25 protein-coding genes, 2 pseudogenes and 1 riboswitch are annotated in these 26966 nt (G+C 44.2%); of the genes and pseudogenes, 20 read left to right on the forward strand and 7 right to left on the reverse strand.

The genetic code is table 11. The features are described from left to right. The first annotated feature begins 14 nt into the window (after positions 1-14). Positions 15-686, forward strand: a complete 672-nt coding sequence (locus tag AC3WU2_RS16590; RefSeq protein ID WP_492456012.1) for a hypothetical protein — start codon at positions 15-17, stop codon at positions 684-686. A gap of 126 nt (positions 687-812) precedes the next feature. On the opposite strand, the gene AC3WU2_RS16595 is transcribed toward AC3WU2_RS16590, so the two are convergent. Further along, positions 813-1763: a DsbA family protein gene (locus tag AC3WU2_RS16595; protein WP_492456014.1), complete on the reverse strand. Its 951-nt coding sequence runs from the start codon at positions 1761-1763 to the stop codon at positions 813-815. Between the two features lie 136 nt (positions 1764-1899). Here AC3WU2_RS16595 and AC3WU2_RS16600 point away from each other — a divergent pair, with 136 nt between their 5' ends. The 7 genes and pseudogenes from AC3WU2_RS16600 to AC3WU2_RS16630 all read left to right on the forward strand — a co-directional run bounded on the left by AC3WU2_RS16600 (position 1900) and on the right by AC3WU2_RS16630 (position 9201). After that, complete coding sequence (locus AC3WU2_RS16600; protein ID WP_492456016.1) at positions 1900-2457, forward strand: TetR/AcrR family transcriptional regulator; 558 nt, start codon at positions 1900-1902, stop codon at positions 2455-2457. Positions 2458-2522: 65 nt separating this feature from the next. Continuing rightward, positions 2523-3206, forward strand: a complete 684-nt coding sequence (locus AC3WU2_RS16605) for a response regulator transcription factor (RefSeq protein ID WP_492456018.1) — start codon at positions 2523-2525, stop codon at positions 3204-3206. Further along, a complete protein-coding gene (locus AC3WU2_RS16610) occupies positions 3207-4208 on the forward strand; it encodes a sensor histidine kinase (protein ID WP_492456020.1) in 1002 nt (333 codons plus the stop codon). A gap of 101 nt (positions 4209-4309) precedes the next feature. Then, positions 4310-4978 (forward strand): annotated as a pseudogene (locus AC3WU2_RS16615) (VanZ family protein); the annotation flags it as partial. An 11-nt stretch (positions 4979-4989) separates the two neighbouring features. Continuing rightward, complete coding sequence (locus tag AC3WU2_RS16620) at positions 4990-5898, forward strand: VanZ family protein (protein WP_492456022.1); 909 nt, start codon at positions 4990-4992, stop codon at positions 5896-5898. Positions 5899-5932: 34 nt separating this feature from the next. After that, the gene (locus AC3WU2_RS16625; RefSeq protein ID WP_492456024.1) at positions 5933-6616 is read left to right on the forward strand and encodes an ABC transporter ATP-binding protein; all 684 of its coding nucleotides are present in this window, start codon (positions 5933-5935) and stop codon (positions 6614-6616) included. Then, a complete protein-coding gene (locus AC3WU2_RS16630; protein ID WP_492456026.1) occupies positions 6613-9201 on the forward strand; it encodes an ABC transporter permease in 2589 nt (862 codons plus the stop codon). The genes AC3WU2_RS16625 and AC3WU2_RS16630 overlap by 4 nt, the downstream gene beginning before the upstream one ends. A 63-nt stretch (positions 9202-9264) precedes the next feature. On the opposite strand, the gene AC3WU2_RS16635 is transcribed toward AC3WU2_RS16630, so the two are convergent. Together AC3WU2_RS16635 and AC3WU2_RS16640 are read right to left on the reverse strand one after the other, a co-directional pair. Then, positions 9265-10311, reverse strand: a complete 1047-nt coding sequence (locus AC3WU2_RS16635; RefSeq protein ID WP_492456028.1) for an HAAS signaling domain-containing protein — start codon at positions 10309-10311, stop codon at positions 9265-9267. A gap of 1 nt (position 10312) precedes the next feature. Next, positions 10313-10663 carry a PadR family transcriptional regulator gene (locus AC3WU2_RS16640; protein WP_492456030.1) on the reverse strand — a complete coding sequence of 117 codons (351 nt, stop codon included), beginning with the start codon at positions 10661-10663 and terminating at the stop codon, positions 10313-10315. 269 nt (positions 10664-10932) lie between these two features. On the opposite strand from AC3WU2_RS16640, the gene trpB reads away from it, so the two are divergent. From trpB to AC3WU2_RS16655, 3 genes are all read left to right on the forward strand, one after another. Continuing rightward, entirely contained in the window at positions 10933-12093 is a 1161-nt protein-coding gene (trpB, locus tag AC3WU2_RS16645; protein WP_492456032.1) for a tryptophan synthase subunit beta, read from the forward strand. Positions 12094-12247: 154 nt separating this feature from the next. After that, positions 12248-12595, forward strand: a complete 348-nt coding sequence (locus AC3WU2_RS16650; protein ID WP_492456034.1) for a YciI family protein — start codon at positions 12248-12250, stop codon at positions 12593-12595. Positions 12596-12602: 7 nt separating this feature from the next. Next, positions 12603-13826 carry an RNA polymerase sigma factor gene (locus AC3WU2_RS16655; RefSeq protein ID WP_492456036.1) on the forward strand — a complete coding sequence of 408 codons (1224 nt, stop codon included), beginning with the start codon at positions 12603-12605 and terminating at the stop codon, positions 13824-13826. Positions 13827-13926: 100 nt separating this feature from the next. Here AC3WU2_RS16655 and AC3WU2_RS16660 read toward each other — a convergent pair whose 3' ends face one another. Then, positions 13927-14964, reverse strand: a complete 1038-nt coding sequence (locus AC3WU2_RS16660) for a helix-turn-helix domain-containing protein (RefSeq protein WP_492456038.1) — start codon at positions 14962-14964, stop codon at positions 13927-13929. Between the two features lie 444 nt (positions 14965-15408). Then, a riboswitch (glycine riboswitch) is annotated at positions 15409-15488 on the forward strand. 157 nt (positions 15489-15645) lie between these two features. On the opposite strand from AC3WU2_RS16660, the gene AC3WU2_RS16665 reads away from it, so the two are divergent. Continuing rightward, positions 15646-17034: an amino acid permease gene (locus AC3WU2_RS16665; RefSeq protein ID WP_492456040.1), complete on the forward strand. Its 1389-nt coding sequence runs from the start codon at positions 15646-15648 to the stop codon at positions 17032-17034. A gap of 136 nt (positions 17035-17170) precedes the next feature. Here AC3WU2_RS16665 and AC3WU2_RS16670 read toward each other — a convergent pair whose 3' ends face one another. After that, on the reverse strand, positions 17171-18310 hold the full coding sequence (locus AC3WU2_RS16670; protein WP_492456042.1) for an agmatine deiminase family protein: 1140 nt from the start codon (positions 18308-18310) through the stop codon (positions 17171-17173). A gap of 75 nt (positions 18311-18385) precedes the next feature. Beyond that, positions 18386-18670 (reverse strand): annotated as a pseudogene (locus AC3WU2_RS16675) (GyrI-like domain-containing protein); the annotation flags it as partial. A 107-nt stretch (positions 18671-18777) separates the two neighbouring features. Between AC3WU2_RS16675 and AC3WU2_RS16680 the strand changes: the two are divergent. The 7 genes from AC3WU2_RS16680 to AC3WU2_RS16710 all read left to right on the forward strand — a co-directional run bounded on the left by AC3WU2_RS16680 (position 18778) and on the right by AC3WU2_RS16710 (position 24224). Then, positions 18778-19632 carry an ABC transporter ATP-binding protein gene (locus AC3WU2_RS16680; RefSeq protein WP_492456044.1) on the forward strand — a complete coding sequence of 285 codons (855 nt, stop codon included), beginning with the start codon at positions 18778-18780 and terminating at the stop codon, positions 19630-19632. Next, positions 19625-20281: an ABC-2 transporter permease gene (locus AC3WU2_RS16685; RefSeq protein WP_492456046.1), complete on the forward strand. Its 657-nt coding sequence runs from the start codon at positions 19625-19627 to the stop codon at positions 20279-20281. The genes AC3WU2_RS16680 and AC3WU2_RS16685 overlap by 8 nt, the downstream gene beginning before the upstream one ends. Then, complete coding sequence (locus AC3WU2_RS16690; RefSeq protein WP_492456049.1) at positions 20278-20643, forward strand: GntR family transcriptional regulator; 366 nt, start codon at positions 20278-20280, stop codon at positions 20641-20643. Before AC3WU2_RS16685 ends, AC3WU2_RS16690 begins: the two co-directional genes overlap by 4 nt. A gap of 71 nt (positions 20644-20714) precedes the next feature. Further along, a complete protein-coding gene (locus tag AC3WU2_RS16695; protein WP_492456051.1) occupies positions 20715-21098 on the forward strand; it encodes a hypothetical protein in 384 nt (127 codons plus the stop codon). A 263-nt stretch (positions 21099-21361) separates the two neighbouring features. Continuing rightward, on the forward strand, positions 21362-21826 hold the full coding sequence (locus AC3WU2_RS16700; protein ID WP_018754265.1) for a DUF8821 family protein: 465 nt from the start codon (positions 21362-21364) through the stop codon (positions 21824-21826). 101 nt (positions 21827-21927) lie between these two features. Continuing rightward, positions 21928-22635, forward strand: coding sequence for a DNA alkylation repair protein (locus tag AC3WU2_RS16705; RefSeq protein WP_492456053.1), 708 nt, complete (start codon positions 21928-21930; stop codon positions 22633-22635). Positions 22636-22664: 29 nt separating this feature from the next. Next, on the forward strand, positions 22665-24224 hold the full coding sequence (locus AC3WU2_RS16710) for an SAM-dependent methyltransferase (protein ID WP_492456055.1): 1560 nt from the start codon (positions 22665-22667) through the stop codon (positions 24222-24224). Between the two features lie 117 nt (positions 24225-24341). Here AC3WU2_RS16710 and AC3WU2_RS16715 read toward each other — a convergent pair whose 3' ends face one another. Then, positions 24342-25532, reverse strand: coding sequence for an MFS transporter (locus tag AC3WU2_RS16715; protein WP_492456057.1), 1191 nt, complete (start codon positions 25530-25532; stop codon positions 24342-24344). 432 nt (positions 25533-25964) lie between these two features. Between AC3WU2_RS16715 and AC3WU2_RS16720 the strand changes: the two genes are divergently transcribed. Beyond that, a complete protein-coding gene (locus AC3WU2_RS16720) occupies positions 25965-26933 on the forward strand; it encodes an alpha/beta fold hydrolase (RefSeq protein ID WP_492456059.1) in 969 nt (322 codons plus the stop codon). Positions 26934-26966: the final 33 nt, after the last annotated feature.

Here is a 26966-nt window from a genome sequence, read left to right on the forward strand (position 1 = left end):
ACGGAGGATTGCTTGTGCATACGCCGGCAAATGCAAAAATTCACGGGGCGTTCATATTGCTCGGTTTCTTGATTTTTTTTCCGATTGGAATCGTCTTGCTCATTATCCGATACGTGCTTCACGCGAAGTACAATCATTTGAGGATAAGGGACTATAAGCTGACGGGACATGCTCTGTTGACGCTGTTCGGACTCATGATGATTATTTTGTTGTCGGGTACGACCAGCGATCGATTTGCGGGCTTCATCGGATTTTTTGTTTTATTGGGAATACCTGCTATTATCTTTTATGCTGCTGCTTCTTCCAAGAGGAAGAAAATGGATGCGTTGTACAAAATGTACCGGCTCATCCTTGAGCAAGGAAATGGTTCGATCGCCGTTCTGTCCCAATCGACCGGCGTATCGCCCGAAAAAGTACTCGAGGACATCCGCTATATGATCGCTACCGGCCAGCTTCCCAACGCCAGCATCGATGGTAGCGGGAATATTGTACTGCTAGGTCGGCCACCGAAGACGGGAATGCATGGGAATAACTTCGCTGCTGCCCAGGTGGCCGCGGCTGAGCAAGCTTCTTTCACGGGTGCACCTAAAAGCGTAGTCTGCTCCGGATGCGGCGCTACGGTAAATCTGTATCCAGGCCAGCCGCCGGAATGCGAATTTTGCGGAACTGTTCTGAACGTCGGGTAAGGCGGACCTGGTTGACGAGGTACAAAGTGAAACGGATCATATAAGCAAATACACCAAAAAGGAGCTGTCGAAGACGCTCCTTTTGTTTTTTCGTAGATAGATCGGAAGAATTATCTTCCTCCAATATCATTCCGTAGTTATAAAATAGGATTCCCCTAGAAGTTCCTTCACTTGATAGCTGCTTGGTGAAAGTTCCTTTTCAACAAAAGCGTTGATTTCCGACTTTTCAATATCATACATAACTTCAATTTCTTTAGAAAATAATAGCTTTTCTTTTTCAAGCAAGTTAGAAAGGGATGGTTGTTGTTTTGGTTGTATTTCTTCCGTATTTAGAATTTGCTGTAGACCCTCAACATAGGATTCTAACGGACGGCTGCCGACGATTTTCAATCCTTTCTTGTCCTCGTTGATCATAATGATCGTCGGGAAACCTCTAACGCCAAGGCTTCTAGCGAGACCAAAATCTTCATTCAATAATTGTTGGCCGGATTGTTGCTCGGCATCTTCGACAATGGCTTCTCCATCAAGACCTAACTGATTTACGATGTCAATCATGATGGATTCCTCGGCGATATTTCGATTGAATACGAAGAGAGCTTCTCGTGATCGTCTTAAGTAATCATAGGCTAATGCATCGTTATGATTTTTTTGAATCACTTTAAATACACGGGAAGGCGGGTAGGAGGATTGGACTGGATGGTCGAGCATTAGTGAACCGTCAATCGGCATGCGCGAATATGCTCCAACCTCTCTCCAGTGACCGTAGACATCAGCAGGTCCGGATATTCCGTTACGGGGGTCGACAGGCTCATCGCTCCATTTCTCCAACAATCCACCCATAACCGTATGAAAGTTGAAATAATGCCCATACTGCTCTTTAAATCGTCGAAGAACGGGATCAAGCGCCCAGCAGTGAGAGCAGATTGGGTCCGTTACATAATACACTTCAATGGATTTCTGGGGTTGATTAAAATCGATCATCTCCATATCTTCCTCCCCCGCTACGCCGCATACACCTGTCTCTAAATCACACATCAGATGATGATTGTTCGCCATTCGTTTATCCTCAATTGTCATGATGGTTGCCTCCCTGCAGTGGTTGTTTTTCCACCATTCTAGCTATAATCAATCGATCGGAACACCAATAGATCAGTCCATTTGTCGTTTATGCAACACATTGATACAATTGTTTAAAAAGTCGGAGGGACATGATATGACGCAATCCAAGATCGATCCCCGAGTTTTACGAACTCGCAAGTTAATCATGGACTCTTTTATTGAACTTTCAGGTAAAAAAGAGTTCAAGGATATTACCGTTAAGGATATTACAACAGAGGCTAAGATAAATCGCGCAACGTTCTATTATCATTTTGAAGATATATATGACCTGCTCGACAAATCATTATCGGAAGTATTATTGATTAATTTGAACGTCATCGATTTCGAGAAAAGCGAACTAAATGAAGCATCGATTATTGATATCTTCGTAGCCATAACGGACTTCCAAAAAGCTTTATCCAACCGGTGTCATAGAGGATACGATGAGACCATCGCCCGCATTATTAGGGAGCAACTCGAAATCATTTTCTACGGCATGCTGCGAAAACAACAAACAGAGGAGAAGGCATCTCTTAAAGTGACAGCTGTCATTTTAAGTTGGGGCATTTATGGCGCTTCTGTGGAGTGGAGAAGAAATTGTAACGAATCATCGCCGGAAGCATTTATTAAGTCGGCCATTCCTTTTCTGATGTCTGGGATTGAACACGTGTAAGGCTGCTATCATGTCGTAATGAAGATGAAGAATGAATTTATTCCAATTGTAAGGATGATCTGCATATGAAAATTTTATTGGTTGAAGATGATAAGACGATTGCGTCGGGTCTGGAATATTCGCTGCAGCAGGATGGTTATCTGACCGTTCTCTGCCATGATGTCGCCTCAGCCAAAAGGGTGCTCGCAGATGACATTGATCAATTCGCTTTATGCTTGTTCGATTTACAGCTTCCGGACGGAAGCGGGTATGAATTGTGCAAGATGGTGAAGGAGCGGCGAGACATCCCGGTCATCTTTTTAACGGTGATTGACGATGAGGTCAATGTCGTAATGGGGCTCGATATGGGAGCCGACGATTATATTACCAAGCCTTTTCGAGTTCGCGAGCTGCTCTCCCGGATCAAGTCCGTCCTGCGGAGATACCAGAAGCCGTCCAACACCAAAGCGATCATAGATATGGACAACGTGCGAATCAACACGCTGGAAGGCAAAGTACATAAAAACGGCGCCGAAATTTCGCTCACCGCCTTAGAGTATCGCTTGTTGCTGATCTTCGGCAGCCACATCGGACAGGTTCTCACAAGGAATCAGCTTCTAGAGCAAATCTGGGACGTGGCCGGCGACTTCGTGAACGACAATACGTTAACGGTGTATATCAAAAGACTGAGGGAGAAGTTGGAGGATGATCCCGGGCATCCGACTTTGATCAAAACAGTACGCGGCTTAGGCTATAAGGTCGGTGATTAAATGCTGCGCAATCGAGAAATTCAACGAATATTGCTCATTATGGGCTTGATCAGCTTAACAGCGCTCGTCATCGCTGCTTTCATCTCGTCCGTCACAGTGGCGCTCGTCTTCATCCTATCCTTGCTGCTTATTGGCACAAGTTTGATATTCACGAGATGGAGATATCGCGAGCTAGCGAAGCTGTCCGTCTATTTGCGGGAAATTAGCAACGGCAACGATTCCCTTGACGTTCGCGATAATCAAGAGGGCGAGCTGAGCATTCTCAAGAATGAGATTTACAAAGTGACGCTCATGCTATCGGAGCACCGGTCGCTATTACAGCGGGACAAAATTCAACTGACGGATGCCATCTCCGATATTTCACATCAGCTCAAAACGCCACTTACCTCCATGACGGTGATGGCGGATTTGTTAAGCGCCCCTGACCTGCCTCCGGCCAAAAGATCGGAGTTCACCCATCATATCCGCGTCCAGCTTGATCGCATCGATTGGCTAGTTTCTTCCTTACTCAAGCTATCGAAAATGGACGCGAAGACCATCCCATTCAAAAAAGATCGAATACGCATTAAAAACCTGATCCAAAAGGCATTAGAGCCGGTACTGATTCCGATGGATATTAAGGGACAGTCGGTTTCCATCGCGGGCGATGACGACGTCTCTTTTGTCGGCGATTTCAATTGGACTGCTGAAGCGGTCATCAATATTTTGAAGAACGGCGTGGAGCATACACCGGAAGGCGGGCTGATCTCCATCGCATTTACCGAGAACACGCTATTTACGGAGATTGTCATTGAAGACAACGGCAAAGGCATTCCGAAAGAAGATTTGCCTTATATTTTCAAACGTTTTTACAAAGGAAAGAACGCTGGCGAAGGAAGCATCGGCATCGGACTTGCGATGGCTCACAGTATCATTGCGAGCCAGAACGGCATGATCGATGTGACGAGTGCCAGCGGGAAGGGTACGCAGTTTCGGATTAAATTTTATAAGCAAGTGATTTAACGGAAACCCGTAAGTGACTGAATTGTCACCTCCATCGTCACTGGAAAGTCATTTTAGACAGATAAAATGATATTCATCAGCTAAGCGATGGAGGTAAGACAATGCAATTGAAGCAACACCGTAAGATGATTATGGCCATCACGATAGGTTATACCCTGTTGATTCTTTATTTTTTGTTTTTCGCTTTCGGTAGAGTAGGCAAGGTTGACCAAATCACGGAGTACACCTTTATTTTTTTACCTGACGATTTTTTTAGGCTGCCTGGTCTATCTGATCTTCTACATCCTACGCTGATGGATTTAGTGGGTTTCGGGAACATCGCAGCCTTCATCCCTTTTGGGATCTTGATTCCGTTGTTATTTCGGACCAACTTTATTCGATTCATGGCATGGTTCATCCTATCCATTCTCGTGCTGGAGACGATTCAGGCACTTACGTTCCTCGGCAGCTTCGATATAAATGACGTCATACAGAACGCATCGGGCGCAGCCATCGGCTTCGGGGCGCACAAACTTGGTTTTCGTATGAAAAGCGATTGGAGAAATGTGGTTGCTACGGGTGTTTACAGTGTTGTCTTGATGCTCGGGGTATGGGGGGGATTTGGGCTGGTTGACCAAGCGTTCACCAAAGAAATGGGCCCCTTTATGGCGATCAACGAATTGAAAGATAGCACCGGAAACCCATTAACGGGTACCAGACGGTACAGTCTCAAGATTAGCGGTCAAAACGTGGAACCCCGATACACGTGGGGCAATAAGGAGGAGTTATGGAGAGGTGTAAAATGAATTCTATTCATGAACGAGAAAAGAAATTTACTAAACAGCAAATTATATTACTTACTTTAATAATTGGTTATTATTCCCTTTTAATAATGACTACCACATTTGGTCGTTCAGCTGAGAATATCTTTGTAAGAACAATTGATTTTGATGTACTGGGCGAGTATCAACAAGCGTGGAATCAATTTTCATTTAATTCTTTTTTTCATATCATTGTGAATATAGGTATGCTGTTTCCGTTAGGGATTTTATTACCTTTATGTAGTGAAGTTTTCTTAAAAGCAAAATGGATGTTAATCAGTTCAGTGACAACATCTTTATTTATTGAAACTCTACAATTTATAACACTTCGTGGAAGTGCGGAATTAGACGATTTACTTCATAATACCGTAGGAATGATGCTAGGGTATTGCGTATTAAATATAGCTCTTATTATTGTGAAAAAAAAGGGATCATACAAACAAATCGTCAAATATTTAATCTTACCCACTGCAGTAAGCTTCGTCGCACTTGTAATAATTATTTCGTATCAAATGAAGGAATTTGGTAATATGCCATTTGATCCTTATGGGAAAACGGATATGTCCCATGTCACTATACAAACATCACTAGAGTTAAGTGATGAAGGTAAAAAAATGCCTGTTTACGATTCCAAAGGTCAAAAAGTGCGAGACGTTGAAATTATTTCTCCAAATGAAGCATTTCAAAAGTTGAAACATGGAGACATTTATCCTATGGGACCTTTCGGAGCGGGTGAAGAATTTGAAGGTGAGACATTAGTCATTACTGAGTATCATCTAGAGCACGCCACGGATACAAAAGGGTTTTCTCAACCTGTATATATTTTTCGCGTAAAGTTAAAAGATAATGACTTAGATCTTATGGCTCCACCTATTTCCGCAAGGAAATAATGTGAAATGAAACTCAAGAAAAGGAGGTATAGCCATGGAAATTTTAAAAATCGAGCATCTGTCTAAAATATACGGCAAAGGTGAATCGGCAGTGAAGGCGCTTGACGATGTTTCTTTCTCGGTTCAAAAAGGCGAATTCGTCGCGATTATCGGTCCGTCCGGATCGGGGAAATCAACGCTCCTCCATATGCTGGGCGGCGTGGATCGGCCGACTGGCGGCAGCGTGTATGTTCAGGATACGGACATGTATGCCTTGAACGAAACGCAGCTGGCCATTTTCAGGCGCAGGCAAATCGGCCTGATCTACCAGTTCTTCAATCTAATTCCCGTCCTGACGGTGGAAGAGAATATGACGTTGCCGCTCTTACTGGATAAGCAAAAGGTAGATCAAAAGCAATTGGATGGCCTTGTGAATACGTTGAATTTGCAGCATCGACTAAACCACCTGCCGAATCAGTTATCGGGTGGGCAGCAGCAACGGGTCTCGATCGGCAGAGCACTCATCGGCAATCCTGCGATCATGCTGGCCGACGAACCAACCGGGAATCTGGACAGCAAGAATAGCAGCGAGATCGTCGACTTATTGAAAATGTTGAATAAAACCTATCAGCAGACGCTGATCGTTATTACGCACGACGAACGAATCGCCTTGCAAGCCGACAGGATCATTTCGATTGAAGACGGGAGGATTGCCAAAGACGAGGTGATACGGCGATGAATATTGTTAATACGCTAACGATCCGGCATCTGAAGCAGAACAAGAGACGAACACTCGTAACCATCATCGGCGTTATCATTTCGGTTGCCATGGTGACGGCTGTCGCTACGCTTGTGTTTTCCTTTTCGGATTTAATGATCAGACAAGCCATTGCGGATACAGGAGAGTGGCATGTCCAATATCAAGATGTCACCAAAGAACAGTTTGCGGCGATACAGGGCGATGATGCAACCAAAGCCGTAGCGATCACAAGAGATCTTGGATTTGCCCTACTAGAAGGGGGGCAAAATCCCAATAAGCCGTACTTGTTCATCAAGGCATATGACGCGCAAGGTTTCGCGCAATTTCAGGTTGAACTAAGCAAGGGGCGTCTTCCGCTTACGGACAAGGAAGTTGTTATCTCCGAACCCGTTGCAATGAACGGCAAAGTGAAGTACGAAATCGGCGATCGTCTAACCCTTCGTGTCGGCGAACGATTCGAACAAGGGGGCGATCGTCCTCTCGATCAGACCGAACCGCTGCGTAGGGAAGACGGCACACTGACGGAAACGTTGCAGCATATCAAGACAAAGGAGTATACGGTGGTAGGCTTCATTAAGCGTCCCGTATGGGAACCAGCCTGGTCCCCAGGGTATACGATCCTTAGCTATGTCGATGAAAATAGCATCGGGGCAAATGATCGAGTCGATGCGTCGGTGGTGTTACAGCGTGTCAATCCGTTCTTGTTCGCTCATGCGGAGGATTTGGCTGAGAAAAACCATATGGAGTCCGTCCAATATAATAACAGTTTGCTTAGTTATTACGGCTTGTCCAAAAGTAGTAGCTCGTCCAGCATGATGTTCTTCTTATTGGCGATCATTATGGCGATCATTATGATCGGCTCGGTGTCGCTGATCTATAATGCTTTTGCCATATCCGTCTCGGAACGTTCCCGCCATTTAGGGATGCTGGCGAGCGTGGGGGCAACGAAAAGGCAGAAGCGTAATTCGGTGCTTTTTGAAGGTGTCGTCATTGGATTGATCAGCATTCCCATGGGCATCCTATGCGGTCTTGCCGGGATGGGGATCACTTTTTGGTTCATGAATTCCATGATTCGAGGGGCATTATGGACCAATGAAAAGCTGACGCTTATCGTCACGCCGTTATCGCTCTTGATTACTTGTGTTGTGTCGATGCTGACGATTTTCATTTCGACGTACCTTCCGGCGATCAAGGCATCCAAGGTATCCGCGATGGACGCGATTCGCCAAACCACCGACGTTAAGCTTACGGCCAAAGCCGTGAGAACGTCGAAGTTCATTCGCAAGCTCTTCGGGATCGAAGCGGAAATCGGATTGAAAAACTTAAAACGGAACAAACGGAGATATCATGCCATCGTATTTTCGCTCGTCATCAGCATCTTTTTGTTTCTGACGGTATCGTTTTTTACGGCCGGCCTGACACAATCCCTGGAACTGTCGCGGGAAGGCATCAATTATGATATTGAAGTGTTGCACAGCAACGGAAAAATAATAGACGACCGGTTGATACAATCGATTGTATCCCTAGATGGCGTCACGGAATATAACGTGATTCGTGAGGCGTATAAGAATGCTTGGGTCGATGAAGCGTTCATCGCCGATGAATTGAAAGAGAAGGTAAAGAAGGACAAGAGCTTACTGCAAGACGGCAAATACCCTTACGATATTAAGATTCATGCATTGGACGATTCGAGCCTGAAAGCCTATGCCAGAGCGGTCGGCGCAGATTACGAACAGCTGATGGATCCGAATCATCCTGCCGCGATCGTGGTGGATAGGATTCACTACAAAGATATGGACACGGGAAAATACGTCCAGACGAAGGCCATCTATACGAATGTCGGAGAGCATATCGCGTTAACGAACTTCTATAAAGAAAATGGGAAAGAAGCGAAGGCAAACGAAGTGACCGTTGCCGCGTTGACGGATCAAGCTCCGATGGGGATGAGCCCGATAGAAGTAGGCGGGTTAAATATGATCGTGTCGGAACGCGTCATGAATCGATTGGCAGACGGCGATCTTGGTAACGTTCAGATGTACCTCCATTTGAAAAGTACGGATCCGCTGCGAACGCAGCAGGAAATCGAAGAGATGCAGGAGACCAATCTGAATGTCTACAATGTATATCAATCCAGAAAAAGCGAAGAACAGCAGATTCTATTGATGTCCGTCTTTTCTTATGGTTTTATCGTATTAATCTCTGCGATTTCCATTGCGAACATTTTTAATACGATCTCGACGGGCGTGTCCCTTCGCAAACGAGAATTTGCGATGCTGAAATCCGTCGGCATGACGCCAAAGGGCTTTGCGAAAATGATGAATTATGAAAGTGTTTTTTACGGGGTTAAGTCGCTGCTGTTCGGGCTTCCCGCCAGTTTCGTCGTGATGTATCTGATCTATAGAGCATTTTCTAACAAATTCAGCTACGGGTTCACCCTTCCATGGATGAGCATTCTGTCTGTCATTGTCGCCGTATTTGTCATAGTCGGTTCCGCCATGTTATATTCCGGCGCGAAAGTGAAAAAGGAAAACATTATTGATGCGTTACAGCAAGAGAATATATGATAGCAATAGGCCCTGACTTGATTGAAGTCAGGGCTTGTTTCGTTCTGGTGAGTCTCAACGCCGCTACGCACGCGGATTTTGTTTTGTGATTGTAGAGGGCGATGATTTTGCTCGGTACCAGGCAAAGGACTCGGTTATGATATCGAGCAATGCAAGCACGACGATGGCGTTTACGAGCCATTCTTTCACCCTGGGCCAGTTCGACACTAGGGTTTTGAAGTCATTTCCATCGGTGGGTAGAAGGTTCGAGGCGGTCAAATCTTGGATGAAATGAGGATTCCATAGCGCTTTATCCGCAAGCATGATGCACACAAGTATCGTTGGAATAATCGTCATCACGATATGGAAAACCAGCAACTTGCTCGATCTATAACGCACAATAATTCGGACGATTTGCTTCATAATGATAAATGCAGCCACGATCCACAGAAGCGGTGAGTAGTGTCGGAATACATCGATGTTCAGGAACGGAACGGTCGTGAGCACGCCATCGTGGTTCCTCCAAATCCCGAGCAGATCGGTCAAATAGAGACAAACCACCATGACCACAATGGTAAAAAAGATGCCTAAGATTGGCCTTCTCCTTTTGATTTTCAGCTCTGCGTCCGGAATCTGCGGCAAATCGGAGGGCTTCCACGCTTTATTCCTGCTGCTGTTACTGGAGGTATTTCTCCGCTGCCTATACTCCATCCAAGCGAATACAACGGTGACCCAAGCGAATCCTTGTGCAACACCCGTAACTAGAGAGGTCAGGTAGCTTGTCACCGGGTCTAGCATCCCCGAATGTGAAAGGAATGTCTCGATGGTGAAAACAGCGGTAATTCCTATGACAATCGAGGCCAACACAATCTTGAGCGTAGTCAAGTAAGTGTCGATCAACATCGGGCCGATCAAGTAACGCTCATACCCACGATACTTCGCGGCCAGCTCATTCGGAGGGCCTAGCTCAAGCAGCACGCTTTCGACATCATCTTTAGATACTTGGCCAGTCGGTATACGCTCCTCCAGCATATCTTCAATCAGACTTTGCAACTCCTGTTTAATATCCTCTCTTTGTTGCTCGGGCAAACGCTGTGTCACCGCATAAATATAACGGTCAATGACTTCCATGCTACTCTCCTCCTCCAAGATCAGTCAAAATGACATCCATGCTGGCGACGAGCTTCCGCCACTCCTGGTACAGTCCCGTATATACTTCCTTCCCGAACGGGCTGAGCAAATAGTATTTACGAGGACGCGAATCATTCGTATCCCATCTGCTCTCGAGCAGCCCTTGCTTCTCCAGTCTACGAAGCAAGGGGTACAAGGTGCCGGGATCAACGGCGATTCCTTTTTCCTCCAATAAGGGTACGAGAGAATAGCCATACCGCGGTTCGGACAATTGACTGAGAACACCAATGACAATCGTGCCTCGCCGCAGCTCGCTTAATAAACCCATTATCGTTTCATTTACATCCGCCATATGATCAGCTCCTGGAAAATATTATACTGTGTACCACACACTATTGTAAATGGAACAGTATCATTATTTTTACTTGAGTATTCATGTAGCGAATCCATTAAATTCAAGCTGATTTTCCTCATCATGTTCGTGAGCTCCATCTTGGATATCGGCGAGGAGGTCATTGCAGTTTTCTTGCATTTTGAATGGTTTATACTCATCAGAAGCTGGATTTCATGGTAATATAGTATGCAAACATTACCAATTCATAGTGATGGAGGCGCATACGTATGGACCAACAATTGCAGCAAGAGGGGTATTTCGGGGAGTTCGGGGGCAGCTTTGTTCCGCCGGAATTGCAGGAAGTGCTAGATTATTTGAGTGAGCAATTTTACAAGTTTCGAGAGGACCCGGAATTCAAAGAAGAGCTTAGCTATTACCTGCGTGAATATGTTGGTCGCAAGAGCCCGCTAACGTATGCAGAGCGGCTGTCCGAAGCTTGGGGCGGACCCAAGATTTACTTAAAGCGTGAGGATTTGAATCATACCGGCGCGCATAAGATTAACAACGCGATTGGCCAGATTCTGCTCGCGAAGCGGATGGGGGCGAAGCGGATTATCGCCGAGACCGGTGCCGGACAGCACGGTGTCGCTACCGCAACGGCCTGCGCCATGTTTAACATGGAATGCGTCATTTACATGGGAGCTGAAGATACGCGTCGCCAAGCGCTCAATGTGTTCCGGATGGAACTGCTCGGCGCAACTGTTATTCCGGTTCATAAAGGCCAGGGACGATTGAAGGACGCGGTGGATGAAGCGTTAGACGATCTGGTTCGCAACTACCAAAATACATTTTATCTGCTCGGATCTGCAGTTGGCCCGCATCCATTCCCGACAATGGTCAAGCACTTCCAAGCCGTCATCAGCGAAGAGTCTAAGCAGCAGATTATCGAGAAGGAAGGCCGTCTGCCGGATGCGGTGGTGGCCTGCGCAGGCGGCGGCAGCAATGCGATTGGCGCATTCGCACACTACATCGACGAGCCGAGCGTTCGCTTGATTGGTGTTGAACCGGATAAAGCGCCATCCTTAACCCAAGGTGTGCCTAGCATCATTCATGGCTTCAAATGCTTAGTTCTGCTGGACGAAGAAGGTCAGCCGCAGAAGACCTATTCGATCGCTGCGGGGCTCGATTATCCGGGTATCGGGCCGGAACATAGCCACTTGAAAGTGACAGGACGGGCCGAATATGCGACCGTCACGAATGAGGAAGTACTGGAAGCCTTCCAGGAGCTGTCCCGCACGGAGGGCATCATTCCTGCTCTAGAGAGCGCGCACGCGGTTGCATACGCCAAGAAGCTGGCACCGACGATGAGTCGGGATCAGATTCTCATCGTGAATCTGTCTGGCCGTGGGGACAAGGATGTTGAACAAGTGTATCAGATGCTCAAATAATAGACGTGAGTGCAGTGGCCGCCAGGGAGTTGATCTGGCGGCTTTGCCGGTTTGCTTTTAAAATTTTTTTCTTGAAATGTAGAAATCGGATTAACCGAAACGACATTGTAGTGAAGTCGAATTCTAATACGGTTTTAAAGGGAGGAGCTTTCGCATGAATTACACTTTGATGTTTTACGAGAGTCAAGAGGATTTTGCGGCAAGGACGGATCTAGCCAAGCAACAAGAATACTTGGCAGGCTGGACGCACTACGTGCATGCTTTGCGACAGGCAGGAATCGTGGTATTCGGTTCGGGTCTATGTGCTCCTGAGACAGCTGGGACGATGAAACGGCGCGGCGGTGAGATGGTGGTTCAGGACGGACCATTTCCCGAGACGAAAGAACAGCTTGGTGGGATATTCGTGATTGATGTTCCGGACTTTGATACTGCGCTAGAGTGGGCTGCGCGAGGGCCGGTCGATACGGTTGAGGTCAGACAGAATCTTCCCGCGTTGAAGTAATCATTCTATGGACACGAATCAGGTCATTGAAGAAACGGCACGTGATGCTTATGGGCGATTGCTCTCCTATATGGCTGTAAATTGGCGGGACCTGCACGCTGTCGAGGATGCCATTGGAGACGCTTTTCTCGCTGCGCTAGAAACCTGGCCCAAGGTTGGCGTTCCGGATAAGCCTGAAGCATGGCTGATTACTGCCGCCCGTAGGCGGCTGATCGACCGTGCCCGCCGCACCCGTATTTCCGAAAATTCGCTGCCGACACTCCTTGCCATGTCCGAGGATGCGCAACGTCTTGCTTCTTCAAGCGCTGACTTTCCGGACGAACGATTGAGGATGATGTTTCTATGTACGCATCCGGCAATTGATCCAGTGATGCGTACACCGCTTATGCTGCAGACGGTGCTTGGCATCGATGCAGCTCGAATTGCGACTGCATTCATTATCAAGCCCTCCACCATGAGCCAGCGTCTTACTCGGACCAAAGCAAAAATTCGTGCTGAGCGGATCACTTTTGAAATGCCTGATGCAGAAGAGATCCCGGATCGTCTCGAATCCGTTCTGGAGGCCATTTATGCTGCCTACGGGAGCGGGTGGGATGAAGCAGCCATTGCCGGTTCGCCTCGCAGGAGATTGGCGGAGGAAGCGATCTACCTGGGAAGGCTGCTTCTCCAATTCGTTCCCCGTGAACCGGAAGTTCAAGGTCTGTTGGCGCTCATGCTGCACTGCGAGGCGCGCCGTGAGGCACGATATGATGACGAGGGGAACTATGTTCCCCTCTCTGAGCAAAAATGTACGCGATGGGAACAAGGCTTGGTCATGGAGGCGGAGCGTTATCTGCATACCGCATCGCAAGCTGGTGGAATCGGCCGCTTTCAACTCATGGCCGCGATTCAATCGGTGCATGCGCAGCGATTATGGACTGGACGTATCGAGTGGGAGGCGATTGCTCAGTTATACGAGGGCCTCATTCGTATGCATCCAACACTGGGCGCATTAGTCGGACGTGCCGCCGCGGTCGCGGAGGCATATGGATCGGAACGCGGTGTGACCTTGCTGGAAGCTATTCCATCTGAAGAAGTGGTGAATTATCAGCCCTATTGGGTGCTTGCGGGGCATTTGTACAAGCGGATGCATCGAATAGAAGATGCCCGTTCTGCTTATAGCCGTGCTATTGGACTAAGCATAGACGGTTCTGTACGACAATTTCTGAGCCGCCAAGTTTCCGCGATATAAATGTAGCATCGATATAAAATCTTTTAAGGCACCCTGCTAGGGTGCCTTAACTTGCTCGATGAGTGCAGCCCCTTCCGTATTAGCGAAAGGGGCTAGTCGTTCATTTTTTCAACAAGGTCTTAAAATGTTCTATTTCACCTTTATGAGAATCAACTGTCTTACCCTCTGTAACGTTCCAGTCACTTTCCAATAGCGCAATGATTTCTTCAAGCTTATCAATCGATTTATCGTATTTTCCTTGAATTTCATAGATGTGCGAAATGGCGATCAATGCATCCGTATATTTAGGATTTGGTTGTAGCTCGTGACCTTTGGAATAGCATTCAATGGCTTCGTCATATCTGCATAGTTTCGCCATACAGTCTGCTCTAGAGGACCACGCCCGCCAATCCTGCGGATACAGTTCGGTCATCTGCTCCCAGAGAATAAGTGCCTGAGGCAGGTTACATTCTTCCTTGCATATCAGACCTCCGTAGAGTTGATACAAGTAACTTGGATGGAATTCATTCAATCTTTCTAACGCTTCTTTAGCCTCTGCACATCTGCCATCTGCAAGCAAGTAGTTCATCAGCCACACATAACCACGCCAGTAATCTGGATGATTTGTCACAAAATTTGTATAGTACGCGATGAGTTTATGGCGGTTGGAGAAGTTCCAGTCCAATATGACTCCATTCTCGGCATCTCGTAAAGCGTTATGATTCCTTTTATGAGTTGGAGATAGTATCAGTGCATCCTTGGCGAAATGGGAAGCCAATTCACGGTGCTCCCCTGAACGATGAATGTGCAACTCAGCCAGCAATGTGAGACATTGGGCTTGCTTTTCGTCATCATTAAGTTTTTCCTTAAGGAATTGTTCAGCATAGGTAAAATCCTCTTTTGATATAAAATGTTCATTACTAATCATATTTTCTATTCGTTCTAAATGGGTATCATCGGTTAATGCAAACAGCTCGTCAATGGTAACACCTAAAATCACAGATAGCCTTGGAAGCAATTGTATGTCAGGCATGGTTACATTGTTTTCCCACTTGGATATGGCTTGGGAAGATATATTCAGTTGTGTCGCAAGTTCTTCTTGGGTCATTCCTTTTTGTAAACGAAGTGCCTTGATTTTTTTGCCGATCTCAACATTCAATGGATTTAACCTCCCGTTTCTATCTTGTCGACTAGTCAATTGCATTATAACTTTTTGTATAAAATACCCTCAATGACCGCTTGGTTAAACGAATGAGCTTATCCGTTACATTAGTTGTTTTATAGCTTACTAAGCTTTTATTTTTTGAGAGAATAAGCAGTTTTCCTTACTTGTAAACTTGCCGTTATAGACAGCGCGGAGAACCGTACCACAAATAGGCACGTTGACAAAACATTTGAACGTGATTAGTATTAGAAAATATTTAAATTAGTTGTGAGAAAACCACTATCGAGGTTATTCAAAGATGAGCGACCGCGTTTAGAGGTAGGTTTTATCGCCAAATAGAATTTTTTAGTTTCGATATGTCGAAACTTTTATAAATTCTATTGTGGTAAAAAACAAAATAGTAAACAAGCTATGATTGCTATGGATCGTACTATAGCAGGAGCAGCTTCTGGAGAGACCGTGGAATTCCACGGCGCCGAAGGGTTCACAATCTCAGGCAAAAGGACAGAAGAGTATTAAATATCTACTTTGTTATATTTGAATAGGTATAACAAGTCTTATTTATTATTCTTTTGATCAAGAGATTGGAGCGCATCCAATCTCTTTTTTTATGCGTGAATAATTGTTAATTACTTCACATGAATGGTTTTTTACTTGAATAAGGGGGAATATGCTATGGCACAACAGGAATTGAAGAGAGGTTTAGAGAATCGGCATGTTCAACTTATTGCTATTGGCGGAACCATTGGTACCGGGTTATTTTTAGGATCAGGCAAAGCGATTCAACTGGCAGGGCCATCCATTATCTTTGCTTATCTTATCGTGGGTATTGCCATTTTTTTCGTGATGAGGGCACTAGGGGAGCTCTTGTTGTCGAAAGTCGGGTATCAATCTTTTACAGACATTGCTGAGGACTATCTTGGACCACGGGCCGCGTTCGTAACCGGATGGACCTATTGGTTCTGTTGGATCATGACGGCCATGGCCGATGTGATTGCTGTCGGGGTATACGTGAAATATTGGTTTGATATCCCGCAGTGGATCCCTGCAGTCATCTGTTTAATCATATTATTATCACTCAATCTATTAACGGTTAAAAGTTTCGGGGAATTGGAATTTTGGTTTGCTCTAATCAAGGTCGTGACAATTCTGGCGCTGATTGCTATTGGTGTTGTGTTGCTGGTCATCGGATTCAAAACAGATGCAGGAACGGTGAGTGTCACAAATATTTGGGGGAACGGGGGATGGTTTCCAAACGGAGTTTCGGGATTCTTACTTTCATTCCAAATGGTTGTTTTTGCCTATGTCGGTGTGGAGCTAGTGGGTGTATCTGCAGCGGAGACAACCAATCCGGAAAAAAATATCCCGTCGGCGATTAATAAAATTCCGTTAAGAATTCTATTCTTCTACGTCGGTGCATTGATCGTCCTATTATGCATTAACCCATGGACGGAACTCAATCCATCCGAAAGTCCTTTTGTTAAAACGTTTGCTTTGGTCGGGATTCCTATTGCCGCAGGAATTATTAACTTTGTCGTACTAACGTCAGCCGCTTCAGCTTGCAACAGCGGGATGTTCTCAACAAGTCGGATCTTATATAATTTGAGCAAGAAAGGCCAAGCTCAAACCGGTTTTGCCAAACTAAATAAAAATCATGTACCCAGTAACGCGTTATTCATATCTACGCTTGTCCTATCTGTCGGAGCTCTTCTGAGTAAGCTTATTCCGGAGCAAGCTTTTGGAATCGTGACAACCACTAGTGCCATTTGTTTTATCTGGGTATGGGGTGTCATTCTAATTTGTCATTTGCGGTATAAAAAAACACAGCCGGAATTACAGGCAAAATCGAAATTTAAGGCACCGTTTACGCCATTTATTAATTATGTTGTCCTAACGTTGTTTGCCATCATTCTCATGATTATGCTGTATGCTGAAGAGACGCGTCCGGCCTTATTGTTGACACCAATATGGTTTGTTCTATTATTTACTTTGTATGCGAGCAGAAGAAGGAAGGAACAGCGTAACAAGCTATCAGGAAAGAATCAACAATCAACAGATGCCTGACCTATGCGATGCTAGTGTTGTATTAACGTGCCTTTTGATTTCTCGGAGTAACTTGGCCTTGCCGCAGGCAAGGCCTGTTTCTGCATGTATGACTAACATACATGAGTCATCTTCCTCACAAATGAAAGAAACGCGATCATTTTAAATTAACGGGTTGCTGTTGTGTAACACAATGAATCATACCACCATCTTTATAAAGTTCTCTCACGTCAATGCCAATAACCTTACGGTCAGGGTATAGTTTCTGGATGGTATCGTTAGCTATTTTGTCATTAGGATCATGATAATTTGGCACTAATACAACGGTATTTCCAATGTAATAATTGATATATGAACCTCTGTACCCCAAATTTTTTCCGTTATCTAGCACGACATTGTTTTTGGTAATTGGTAAATACGCATATTGATAAGGCTTGTCAAAGGCATTCTTAGCGTTCATTAATGTATTAATATCCTTATTGGAGACGCCCCATTCTTCTAAATCCTCTTCTTTCATTGTAATCAGTGTAGATTTATTATAAAACTTAGCAAAACCATCAATATGGAAATCTGTAATATCCAGATCTGGTACACCATCTAACCAAATAAAATTCGTAACACCAAGATTTTCTTCTATCACTTCTTCAATTTCTGCTTCTGATAATTTAGGATTTCTATTTTTGTTCGTAACCGCACTACGTGTCGATAAAAATGTACCATGACCATCTAACTCAAATGCGCCACCTTCAAGTACGACTTCATTGAGATCGATGCGTTCCATACCCAACTGTTTGCTTAGTTTGTTCCCAATGGAGGCATCTTTTTTATACGGGGTTTTCTTGCCCCATCCATTAAAGCCCCAGTCCATAAGTTTAAGATTTTTATCTTTGTCATATACAAAAATCGGAGCCGTATCTCTTGCCCATACATCGTCCGTAGGAATAATATAGAAGTCAATTTTGTCCATATCTATACCCTCATCATATAGAAGATCATAAATATATTCTTTTTCGTATTTATCGTAGGCGATAATATGAACATTTTCCCCTTCGCTTAGAGCGCTTGCCATCTCGATCCAAATGGATTCAAGCTTTTCTTTATGACCATTACCATAGGTAAAGTCATGAGGCCATTGCAACCAAGTGCCTTCATGCTTGCTGCTCTCATCAGGCATGGTGTAGTAACCTACATTTTGTTTTTTCATGTTTTGACCCTCATCCGCTTTACTTTGCGTACACCCTAATAAGATCCCAGCCATTAATAAAGCCCCAGTGCACAATACAATCATCTTATTCATGTTCAAATCTCCTTAAGTTCTAGTTGCTTTCTCTTGTAGTAGAATAAGCTTTGACATTGTGTCAAGGTCAAGCCATTATTGTCTTGCTTCGTTGATGATGGGAAAACAGACTTGTGTCACATACTCCTCCACAGGGCAGTCACATTCTGAACCTTTCAAGTAAGTTTCATAAGGCGGCCCATTCAAATCGTAGCCATTGTTTTCTATCCATTCTTCAAGCGCCATATGCGCGTACCCAATATAGTCATAGCTTCCGATATGCAAGGTCGTAGCAACAAACTTTTGGGGGAGTGTTTTTATTTCCCAATCACATGATGCATCTTCGTCATTTCCCTGCACGATCGGGATCATCAATTCTAAGCTGAATAAAAATATCCAAAATTAGGTTAAAAAACAGTTGACTTCATAATTCCCCTCATGGTACATTGTGCATGCACAACATACACAATTTGATGAGGAGGTACGGTATGCTGGCATTAGACATCCGAAATTTAAATAAGAAATACCCCAATTTTCAGTTAAAAGACGTATCGTTTCAACTGGAAAAGGGCTATATTATGGGTTTTATCGGAGCCAATGGCGCAGGGAAAACAACCACGATAAAATCGATTTTGAAAATGATTCATATCGATAGCGGTGAGGTGTGCATTTTGGGTAAGAACATCGCCGAACACGAAATCGAATTGAAGCAAGAAATCGGATACGCATTCGGCGACATCGATTTCTATACGCGCAGCAAGGTGAAAACGTTGACCAATGTCATTAAGAAGTTCTACAAGAATTGGGATGATGGAGCCTATTACAACTATCTGAGAAGATTCAAATTAGATGAAAATAAAAAAATAGCCGAATTGTCGACGGGGATGAAAGTAAAGTACAGCTTAGCCCTTGCTCTATCCCATGGCGCGAAGCTTCTCGTCCTTGATGAACCGACAAGCGGACTCGATCCGGTCGCTAGAGACGATCTGTTAGATATTTTTCAAGAACTCATCGTTGATGGCGAAATCAGCATTCTTTTCTCTACTCACATTACATCCGACTTGGAGAAATGCGCTGATTATATTACGTTCATCGAAAACGGGCAAATTATCGCCAGTTCTGAGAAAAACGAATTTATGGAGTCGTATCGTTTACTTAGTGGTAGCGAGAGTCAGTTGCAACAAGTGAAGGACCAGTTGATTTCCTACAAAATCAATTCTTTCGGCTTTACGGGATTGATCCATTCCAGAGACTTCGACCCTTCTTCCGATATTAGAGCAACGACGCCGAGTCTTGAGGAGATTATGATTTATTTCGCGAAAAAGGAGGATATGTATGTATAACTTGGTGATGAAGGATTTGAAATTAGGAGTAAATCCTTGGTTCTTTGCACTTCCTTTACTCATGGGCGCCTTAATGCTTGTTCCTGGTTGGCTCTATTTTCTCGTCCCTCTGTATTTTTGTTGGATAACGATACCGAATATGTTTGCCGGGTTTAGAACGCAGAACGATTTGATGTTTACCACGATGATGCCCGTAACCAAAAAAGACATCGTGAAAGCCAGGGTAACCGTTATTGTCATCCTGGAATTATTACATCTTGTTCTTGCGATGATCTATGGCATGATCACGATCCGCCTATACCCGAATCTGACCTACTATTTCTTCGCACCGCATATGGGTTTTTGGGGACTATGTTTTGTCATGCTCGCGATCTTCAACGTGATCTTTATATCCATGTATTACAAGACCGCGTATAAGTATGGCGGGGCGGCGGCGGCATCCATTACGGCCGCTATGCTGTTTGCCGGAGTTGCACAATGGCTCGGAATCCAGAATTCTTTTATCTCTGACACGTTCAATGGTAGCGGAGTTGACAATACGGCGCTTCAAATATCGATTTTGATCGCAGGAATCGTGATATTTATTGCATTCACTATGATTGCTTATCGCATTGCGGTCAAACGGTTCCTAAAAGTTGAAATCTTATGAACGTATCGATCTCGAATACATCTGAAAAACCGATTTATCAGCAGCTTTTCGAACAGATCAGCGCTCAAATTCTGAAAGGTGAGTTAGAGAGCGGTTATTGTCTGCCACCCATTCGACAAGCTGCCCTGGAGCTTCGTGTTAGTGTCATCACTGTAAAGAAGGCTTGGGAAGAACTTGAACGAAGCGGTTTGATCAATACCGTAACAGGTAAAGGGTGTTTTGTAGCCGAATTCTCGTCAGATGAGAAGCTGCGAATACGCAACGAAATGATCCTGAAGCAAATGGAAAGCGACACGGCATACTACAAATCCTTTGGCCTCACCCTAGATGAAGTAATTGAGCTGCTGAAAAAGATTTATTAACAGCCTCTCTATACTGTCCGGTCGGTGGCAAGTGTACTTATTCAAAAATTACACAATGGAGTTGAATCGTCATGAAAGGGTTAGATAGAATTTTTCTGATCGGAATGTTGCTGCTTGTTGCCGGAGTTTTGTGGGCGTTTACGATGAATGGCATTGGAACAAAAGAGTGGATTTTGTTATTGTCTGGAACTGTGTTGGGCATCGTAGCCGGGATGGTTCAAGGATGGGTACTAAATCTCAATAAACGAGGGAAAATCGGATCGGGCATGAAGATATTCGGAATAGTTGGAGCAATCATCTTGCTTGCTGCTCTGAAAGTCACAATAAATATTTCGATTCCTTCGTATTTAGCTACGAGTGAGAATGGAATCTGGGTGTCAATTGTTTTTGCCATTGGAGGCCTTCTCCTCGGACGCTCATACTACTCCCGCCTCTCGGGAGCCTCGGTAACATGATCTCGCTCGGCATGATCAGGTTGGTTGGCGATGAGAGTCTTCGGATTATTAGATGATTTTTGACAAGGCGCCCAAATGGGCGCCTTTCATTTGGCTTTGACGCAATTTTATTGGCGGGAAATCATGAAGACGCAACAACGTCGAATATTTAAAGAGGTTTTTGTTAATACCAGTCTATGTAAGCAATTTTCTCTTATATCATTTTTGGTATACTATTTGGTAGATAAGAGGACTAATTTGAAATTTGAGAAGGAGAGATGGAAATGTCGTATATCGTTGATTTTAAGAATGTGTCTACGGTTGGTTTAGAGTCTTCCCCAGTAGCAGAAGCGCTTGCTGGTTTACGTGCGAATGAAGCCCGTTACTTTATGAACAAATACAAGCATGAATTTACGGTTGTACCCGCTAGCGAAAGTCAGGAGACCCTCGATTATGCGAACCGCATTTTGAAAGAAGAACGTAATATTGAGTTTGCGGCCAAACCTTTAGAAACATCACGTTTTCAAGTGGAAAATATCCAATTTGCCTACGTTTTCTACGAGGATGGTCTTGCGATCAATGTCATGTATACGGTGGATGACCCTAAGAAGCGGGCTGTTGGTTTTAAGCTGTCTGAGGGAATGGAAGTGCCAAAGGAGTTAGAAGAGAAGTTTAAGTTTGCTAGGCAGAAGTCTAAACTAGCCGGAACCATTCGGGGCTCGTTTTTTGTGATTAAAGGACAATATTAAAGTAAGCAAAGCTCCCTCCACCATTATGGCGGAAGGGGCTTTTATGTGCCATTTATTTCTTTGCATCGTGATAGTATTTCATTAAAAAGGAAGTGCGAACAATGAATCTAGAAATGGTCATGCAAGAGCTTGAAGCTCTCGGCAAGGAACGCACCAAGAAAATATATCAATCCAATGGCGCGCACGAACCGCTTTTTGGCGTGGCTACGGGCGCGATGAAGCCCATCTTTAGGAAAATAAAACGCAATCAACCTTTGGCCGAGCAGCTCTATGCCACAGGGAATTACGATGCTATGTACTTTGCCGGGGTGATCGCGGATCCCAAAGCCATGTCTGAGGCGGACTTTGAACGGTGGATTGATAGAGCTTATTTTTATATGCTGTCGGATTATGTGGTAGCAGTAACTTTGGCAGAAACGGATATTGCACAAGAAGTTGCCGATAAATGGATTGCAAGCGATATAGAGCTGAAAATGTCGGCGGGCTGGAGCTGCTACTGCTGGCTGCTCGGGAATCGTCCAGACAGTGAATTTTCCGAAGAGAAAATTGCTGATATGTTGGAACTTGTAAAAAATACGATTCATGATGCTCCTGAACGCACGAAATACGCGATGAATAATTTCATGTACACTGTGGGCGTATCCTATCTGCCGCTTCATGATAAGGCGGTGGAGATCGCGAAGGAAGTTGGCCCGGTGGAAGTCAATCGCGGTAGCGCAAAGAGCAAGTTCTTGAACGCTTCCGTTAATATTCAAAAGGCGGCAGATAAAGGGCAGCTCGGCTTCAAACGAAAATATGTAAGGTGTTAGTCCAATAATGGCGAAAAGGATAAGAGTGAATGACAAATAATAAAGAACAACGTTACCGTTTTAGTGAAGCACCGATTTGGGATTTGCAGCGCACTTATTATGAAGAAAAAGGAATGAAGGCCTGGAATAACGACCAAGTTCCTCAATATATAACGAGTAATCCGATGATCGCGACTTCCTATGCAGAAATGATATTTGGGTTTCTTCAGGATCGGGCCAGTCAGGAACATGGATCAGATCCTGTGTGGATTGTGGAGCTTGGAGCAGGAGCGGGACGATTGGCTTACCACGTATTACTTGAGTTATGTCGATTGAGAGATTATGCGGGGATGTCGTTACCTCCGTTCCGTTACATTATGACCGATCTGGCCATGAACAATGTGTTAGCTTGGAAAGAGCATCCCGCCTTACAATCCTTTATTGCGGAGGGAGTACTCGATTTTGCGCGATTTGATGCTCTTCATGATACAGCTCTGAACCTGATTGTAGCTGACACAACCATTCGTGAGGGGGATTTAACACAACCTTTAATCATCGTTGCAAATTACTTCTTTGATAGTATTCCACAAGAGTTGATTTATGTCGGTAATGGTCACATTTACGAAGCGGATGTGATTGTCGAGAGTCCTGAAAATATCGATTCACTTCAACCGTCAGAAGCGTTAAATCAACTATCTTTGCATTATGAGCATCGGCGGGCACCGGAATATGAACAAGAAACCTACCCTTACCGTGACATCATTGCCGTGTATCAGGAGCAGTTAGAAGATTCGCATATTTTATTTCCCGTTGCGGCCTTGGCTTGTTTGGAACAGTTGAATCGGTTGTCTCGGAAGGGCTTTCTATTAATAACAGCAGATAAAGGAGATCATCTGCTTGATAACTGGAAATTCTCCGAACCGCCAGAGTTGGTACTACACGGAAGTTTTTCTTTAACGGCAAACTACCATGCTATTCAGGTTTATTATGAACAAAGAGGAGCTACGGCTTTATTTCCCCCTCATCACTATAAGAACATCAATGTGGGTTGTGTTCTCAATTTGGATATGCCGAAGGATTATGCGAATACAAGATTAGCTTATCGTCGATTTATTGAACGCTTTGGGCCGGACGATTTTTTTAGTATGAAGGAATGGGTAGATCGCAATATAGATAGCATGCAACTACAGCAAATATTAAGCTTTTGGCGTTTAGGTGGATATGATGCGGAATTTCTGATTCAGAGTAAGAAGCAGATCTCTAGTCTGCTGCCAGATGCGAACGATGAAGAAATGTTGGATCTATTAAGAGGCATTCAGATCATGTGGTCATCGTATTACGTCATGGCGCAGCGTTATAACTTAGCACTTGATGCTGGATTGATCCTGTTTGAAATGGAAATGTACGAAGATTCTAAGCGGTTTTTGGAAATATCGATGCATTCGGACCAGGATCAAATGGCATCAACCGTAATTTATTGTCTGGCGATTTGTTGTATCGAGTTAGAATTAGACGAAGAGGCATTGCAGTACACGCGAAAGTTATTAGAACTTGAGCCTGACCATGAAGAGGCACTGGCATTGCTAAGCCATTTGAATAGAGGATACTGAAACCCAATTTAGTATGCACATAGTCTGTATTTAAAAGAAGTATCAAAGAACAACTGAACGTTCTTGATACTTCTTTATTTTAATTTTAAATGAAAGATTAACTTTGTAGCTTCCCTCTTATGCTAATTTCTTTTGTTTTTGGTCTAAAAGATGACTAAAGAAAGTTAGCATACTTGCACAGACTGCAACAACCCCACCGACCCATGTCACATTCATTAAAGTCCCTTGATGGTATACAATTCCGCCTAATGCAGAACCAAAAGCGATACCTACGTTGCTTGCCACGGGCATAAGTGAAGCAGCAAGCCCTGTTGCTTTTGGCTGATAAATTTCGGCAAGGTCTATTAAATAAAGTTGAGTAGATGTTGTTAAGAGAATGCCCATTAACGACATCAAGCCAATGTTAGCAAGTCCTAAAATAAAATGATTTGTCGTCCAAAATAAACTTGTCAGAACAACTGCCTGCAAGAGGAAAACAAACCGAAGTCGTCCGATTGCATTGTGGTTGGCAATTTTACCAGCGAGGATGTTGCTGAAAATCGAGATAAATCCGTAGCCAAATAAGATTATACTAATTGAATGATTTGGTGCTCCCATTCCCTTCAATATTGGAACAAGGTACGTAAAAACGACATAAGTTGCGCCAAATCCGAGAGCAGGAATGAAAAAAGCCATCAAAATTCGTGGCTTGGCCAATAAAGAAAACTGATCCCGTATCGAACTGCGTATTTGGCTGAGCTTATTAGGCAAAACGAAAAAAGATGTCAAAAACGCCAATCCACCTAGGAAAGTAGTTAACATGAAAGTAGCATTCCAGCCATACCGTTCGGCGAGGACAGTACCAATTGGGACTCCAACGACATTTGCAAGTGAGAAACCACCGAAAACAAATGATATAGCAAGTCCACGTTTTGCGATGGGCATGGTTTCACTTGCAACAATCATGGCTAAAGAGATTAAAACTCCTGTTACAATCGCCGTCAAAATCCGAAGTGCAAGGAGCATGATGTAGCTTGTCGAAATTACGCACAGAGCATTAAGGATTATAAACAATCCAATCAAAAACAACATCCATTTACGCTTTGGAAAATGACTTGTTGCTGACATCACCAGTGGTGTGGCAATGGCAAACGTAATCGCAAACGCAGAAACGAGTGTACCAGCTTTTGCATTTGTCATATGCAGGCTCGATGAAATATCGGTTAAGATTCCGACAATAACAAATTCGCTTGTCCCGAGAACAAATGTTAATAAAGAGAGTGTTAAGATGAGCAACCAATGTCTTCTGGATAATTCTGTAGCGTGCATATATACCTCTTTTCTTAGATGAATGTAAATGTGTCACAGGGTAGATACACAATCAAAACATCATACCATAAAATATTTTAGTTAGGAAAGCCTTACTGGTATAAAGGAATTGCATGGACTCGGAGACCTTGAGTTTAATGGGTTTTAAGATCATTTCAACTAAAAATTTCCTGTTATTTTCCATTCCATGGTATAATGAGAGATAGGCAATCGCTTTCGGATACAGGGTAATAACGGAGATATTTATGAAGGTCGTGATTGCGAGAGACGTTGGACGAATCATATATGTATCATTTGCATAACAAGATGTCCAAAGCCATGGTTTGACTTTCGGGCACCTTGTTGTTTTCAATTTAGGGAATATAGGTTTTGGAATGAGGCTGTTTTTCTCAATGGATAACAATATCTTGCTCATGATAGGGGGATATATGAATGGGAAGATTGTGGAAATTTATACGAAAGTCGATGCTTTACGGACTTGCTCTTCTCCTCCTTTTGTTGGCTATTGGCTACGTGTACCAATGGGCGGGTGCTAGACAGGATTGGAATGAATATAAGCCGGTCGGGAGCAGATACGATGTTTTCGGACATAAAATGCACATTTATACCGGAGGCCAAGGCGGTACGACGATCGTATTCAATGCAGGATGGGGAACGGTTAATCCGTATGTTGATTTTTACCCGCTGTATGACAAGATCGAGGATTCCTCCCGATTTGCGGTGATTGACCGTTTTGGTTATGGGTATAGCGATAAGACAGAACGTAAACGCGATATCAACAATATCGTCGATGAAATTCATGAATTACTGCGAGTATCAGGTGAACATCCGCCATACATCTTAGTTGGCCATTCTCTTGGCTCGCTCGAAACGATCCACTTTGCGCAGAAGTATCCTGATGAAGTGAAAGGGATCGTTCTATTAGATGGAGGAAGTCCGGAGTATTATTCGAAACAATCGCCAATGACAGCAGTTTCGTTGTTCCAACGATTTCTAATTCAATCGGGTGTGGCTAGAACGCTGTATCATTTCGATGGATTTGCTGAATCGCTGTCGAGCGAGCGAAATGAGCTGAAACTTTTGCCGGATAAACTCAAAGAACTTGATCGAATTTCCACGTTACTCAAAGCCAACAACAGAAATATTACCGATGAGATGCGCCAGAGTCAGAGAAATGCAATAGAAGTTCTGAAGGGGAAGAAACCCTTGAACATTCCGATTACGGTTATGACTGCAGGAAGTAATGGTAAGGCCTCCAGTGATTGGATGGAAAGCCAAAAAGCTTTAACCTCGTGGGCCGTACAGAGTAAACAAGTGATTGTGGAAGACGCTGAGCATTATATTCATCACTATCACCCAGAACAGGTAGCCGAAGAGATACTGGCCTTGGTGAAGAAGTAACGCAACCGATATTAAAATACGGCTATTTTACTA

It is taken from the genome of Paenibacillus sp. EB106-05-06-XG162, assembly GCF_058791655.1.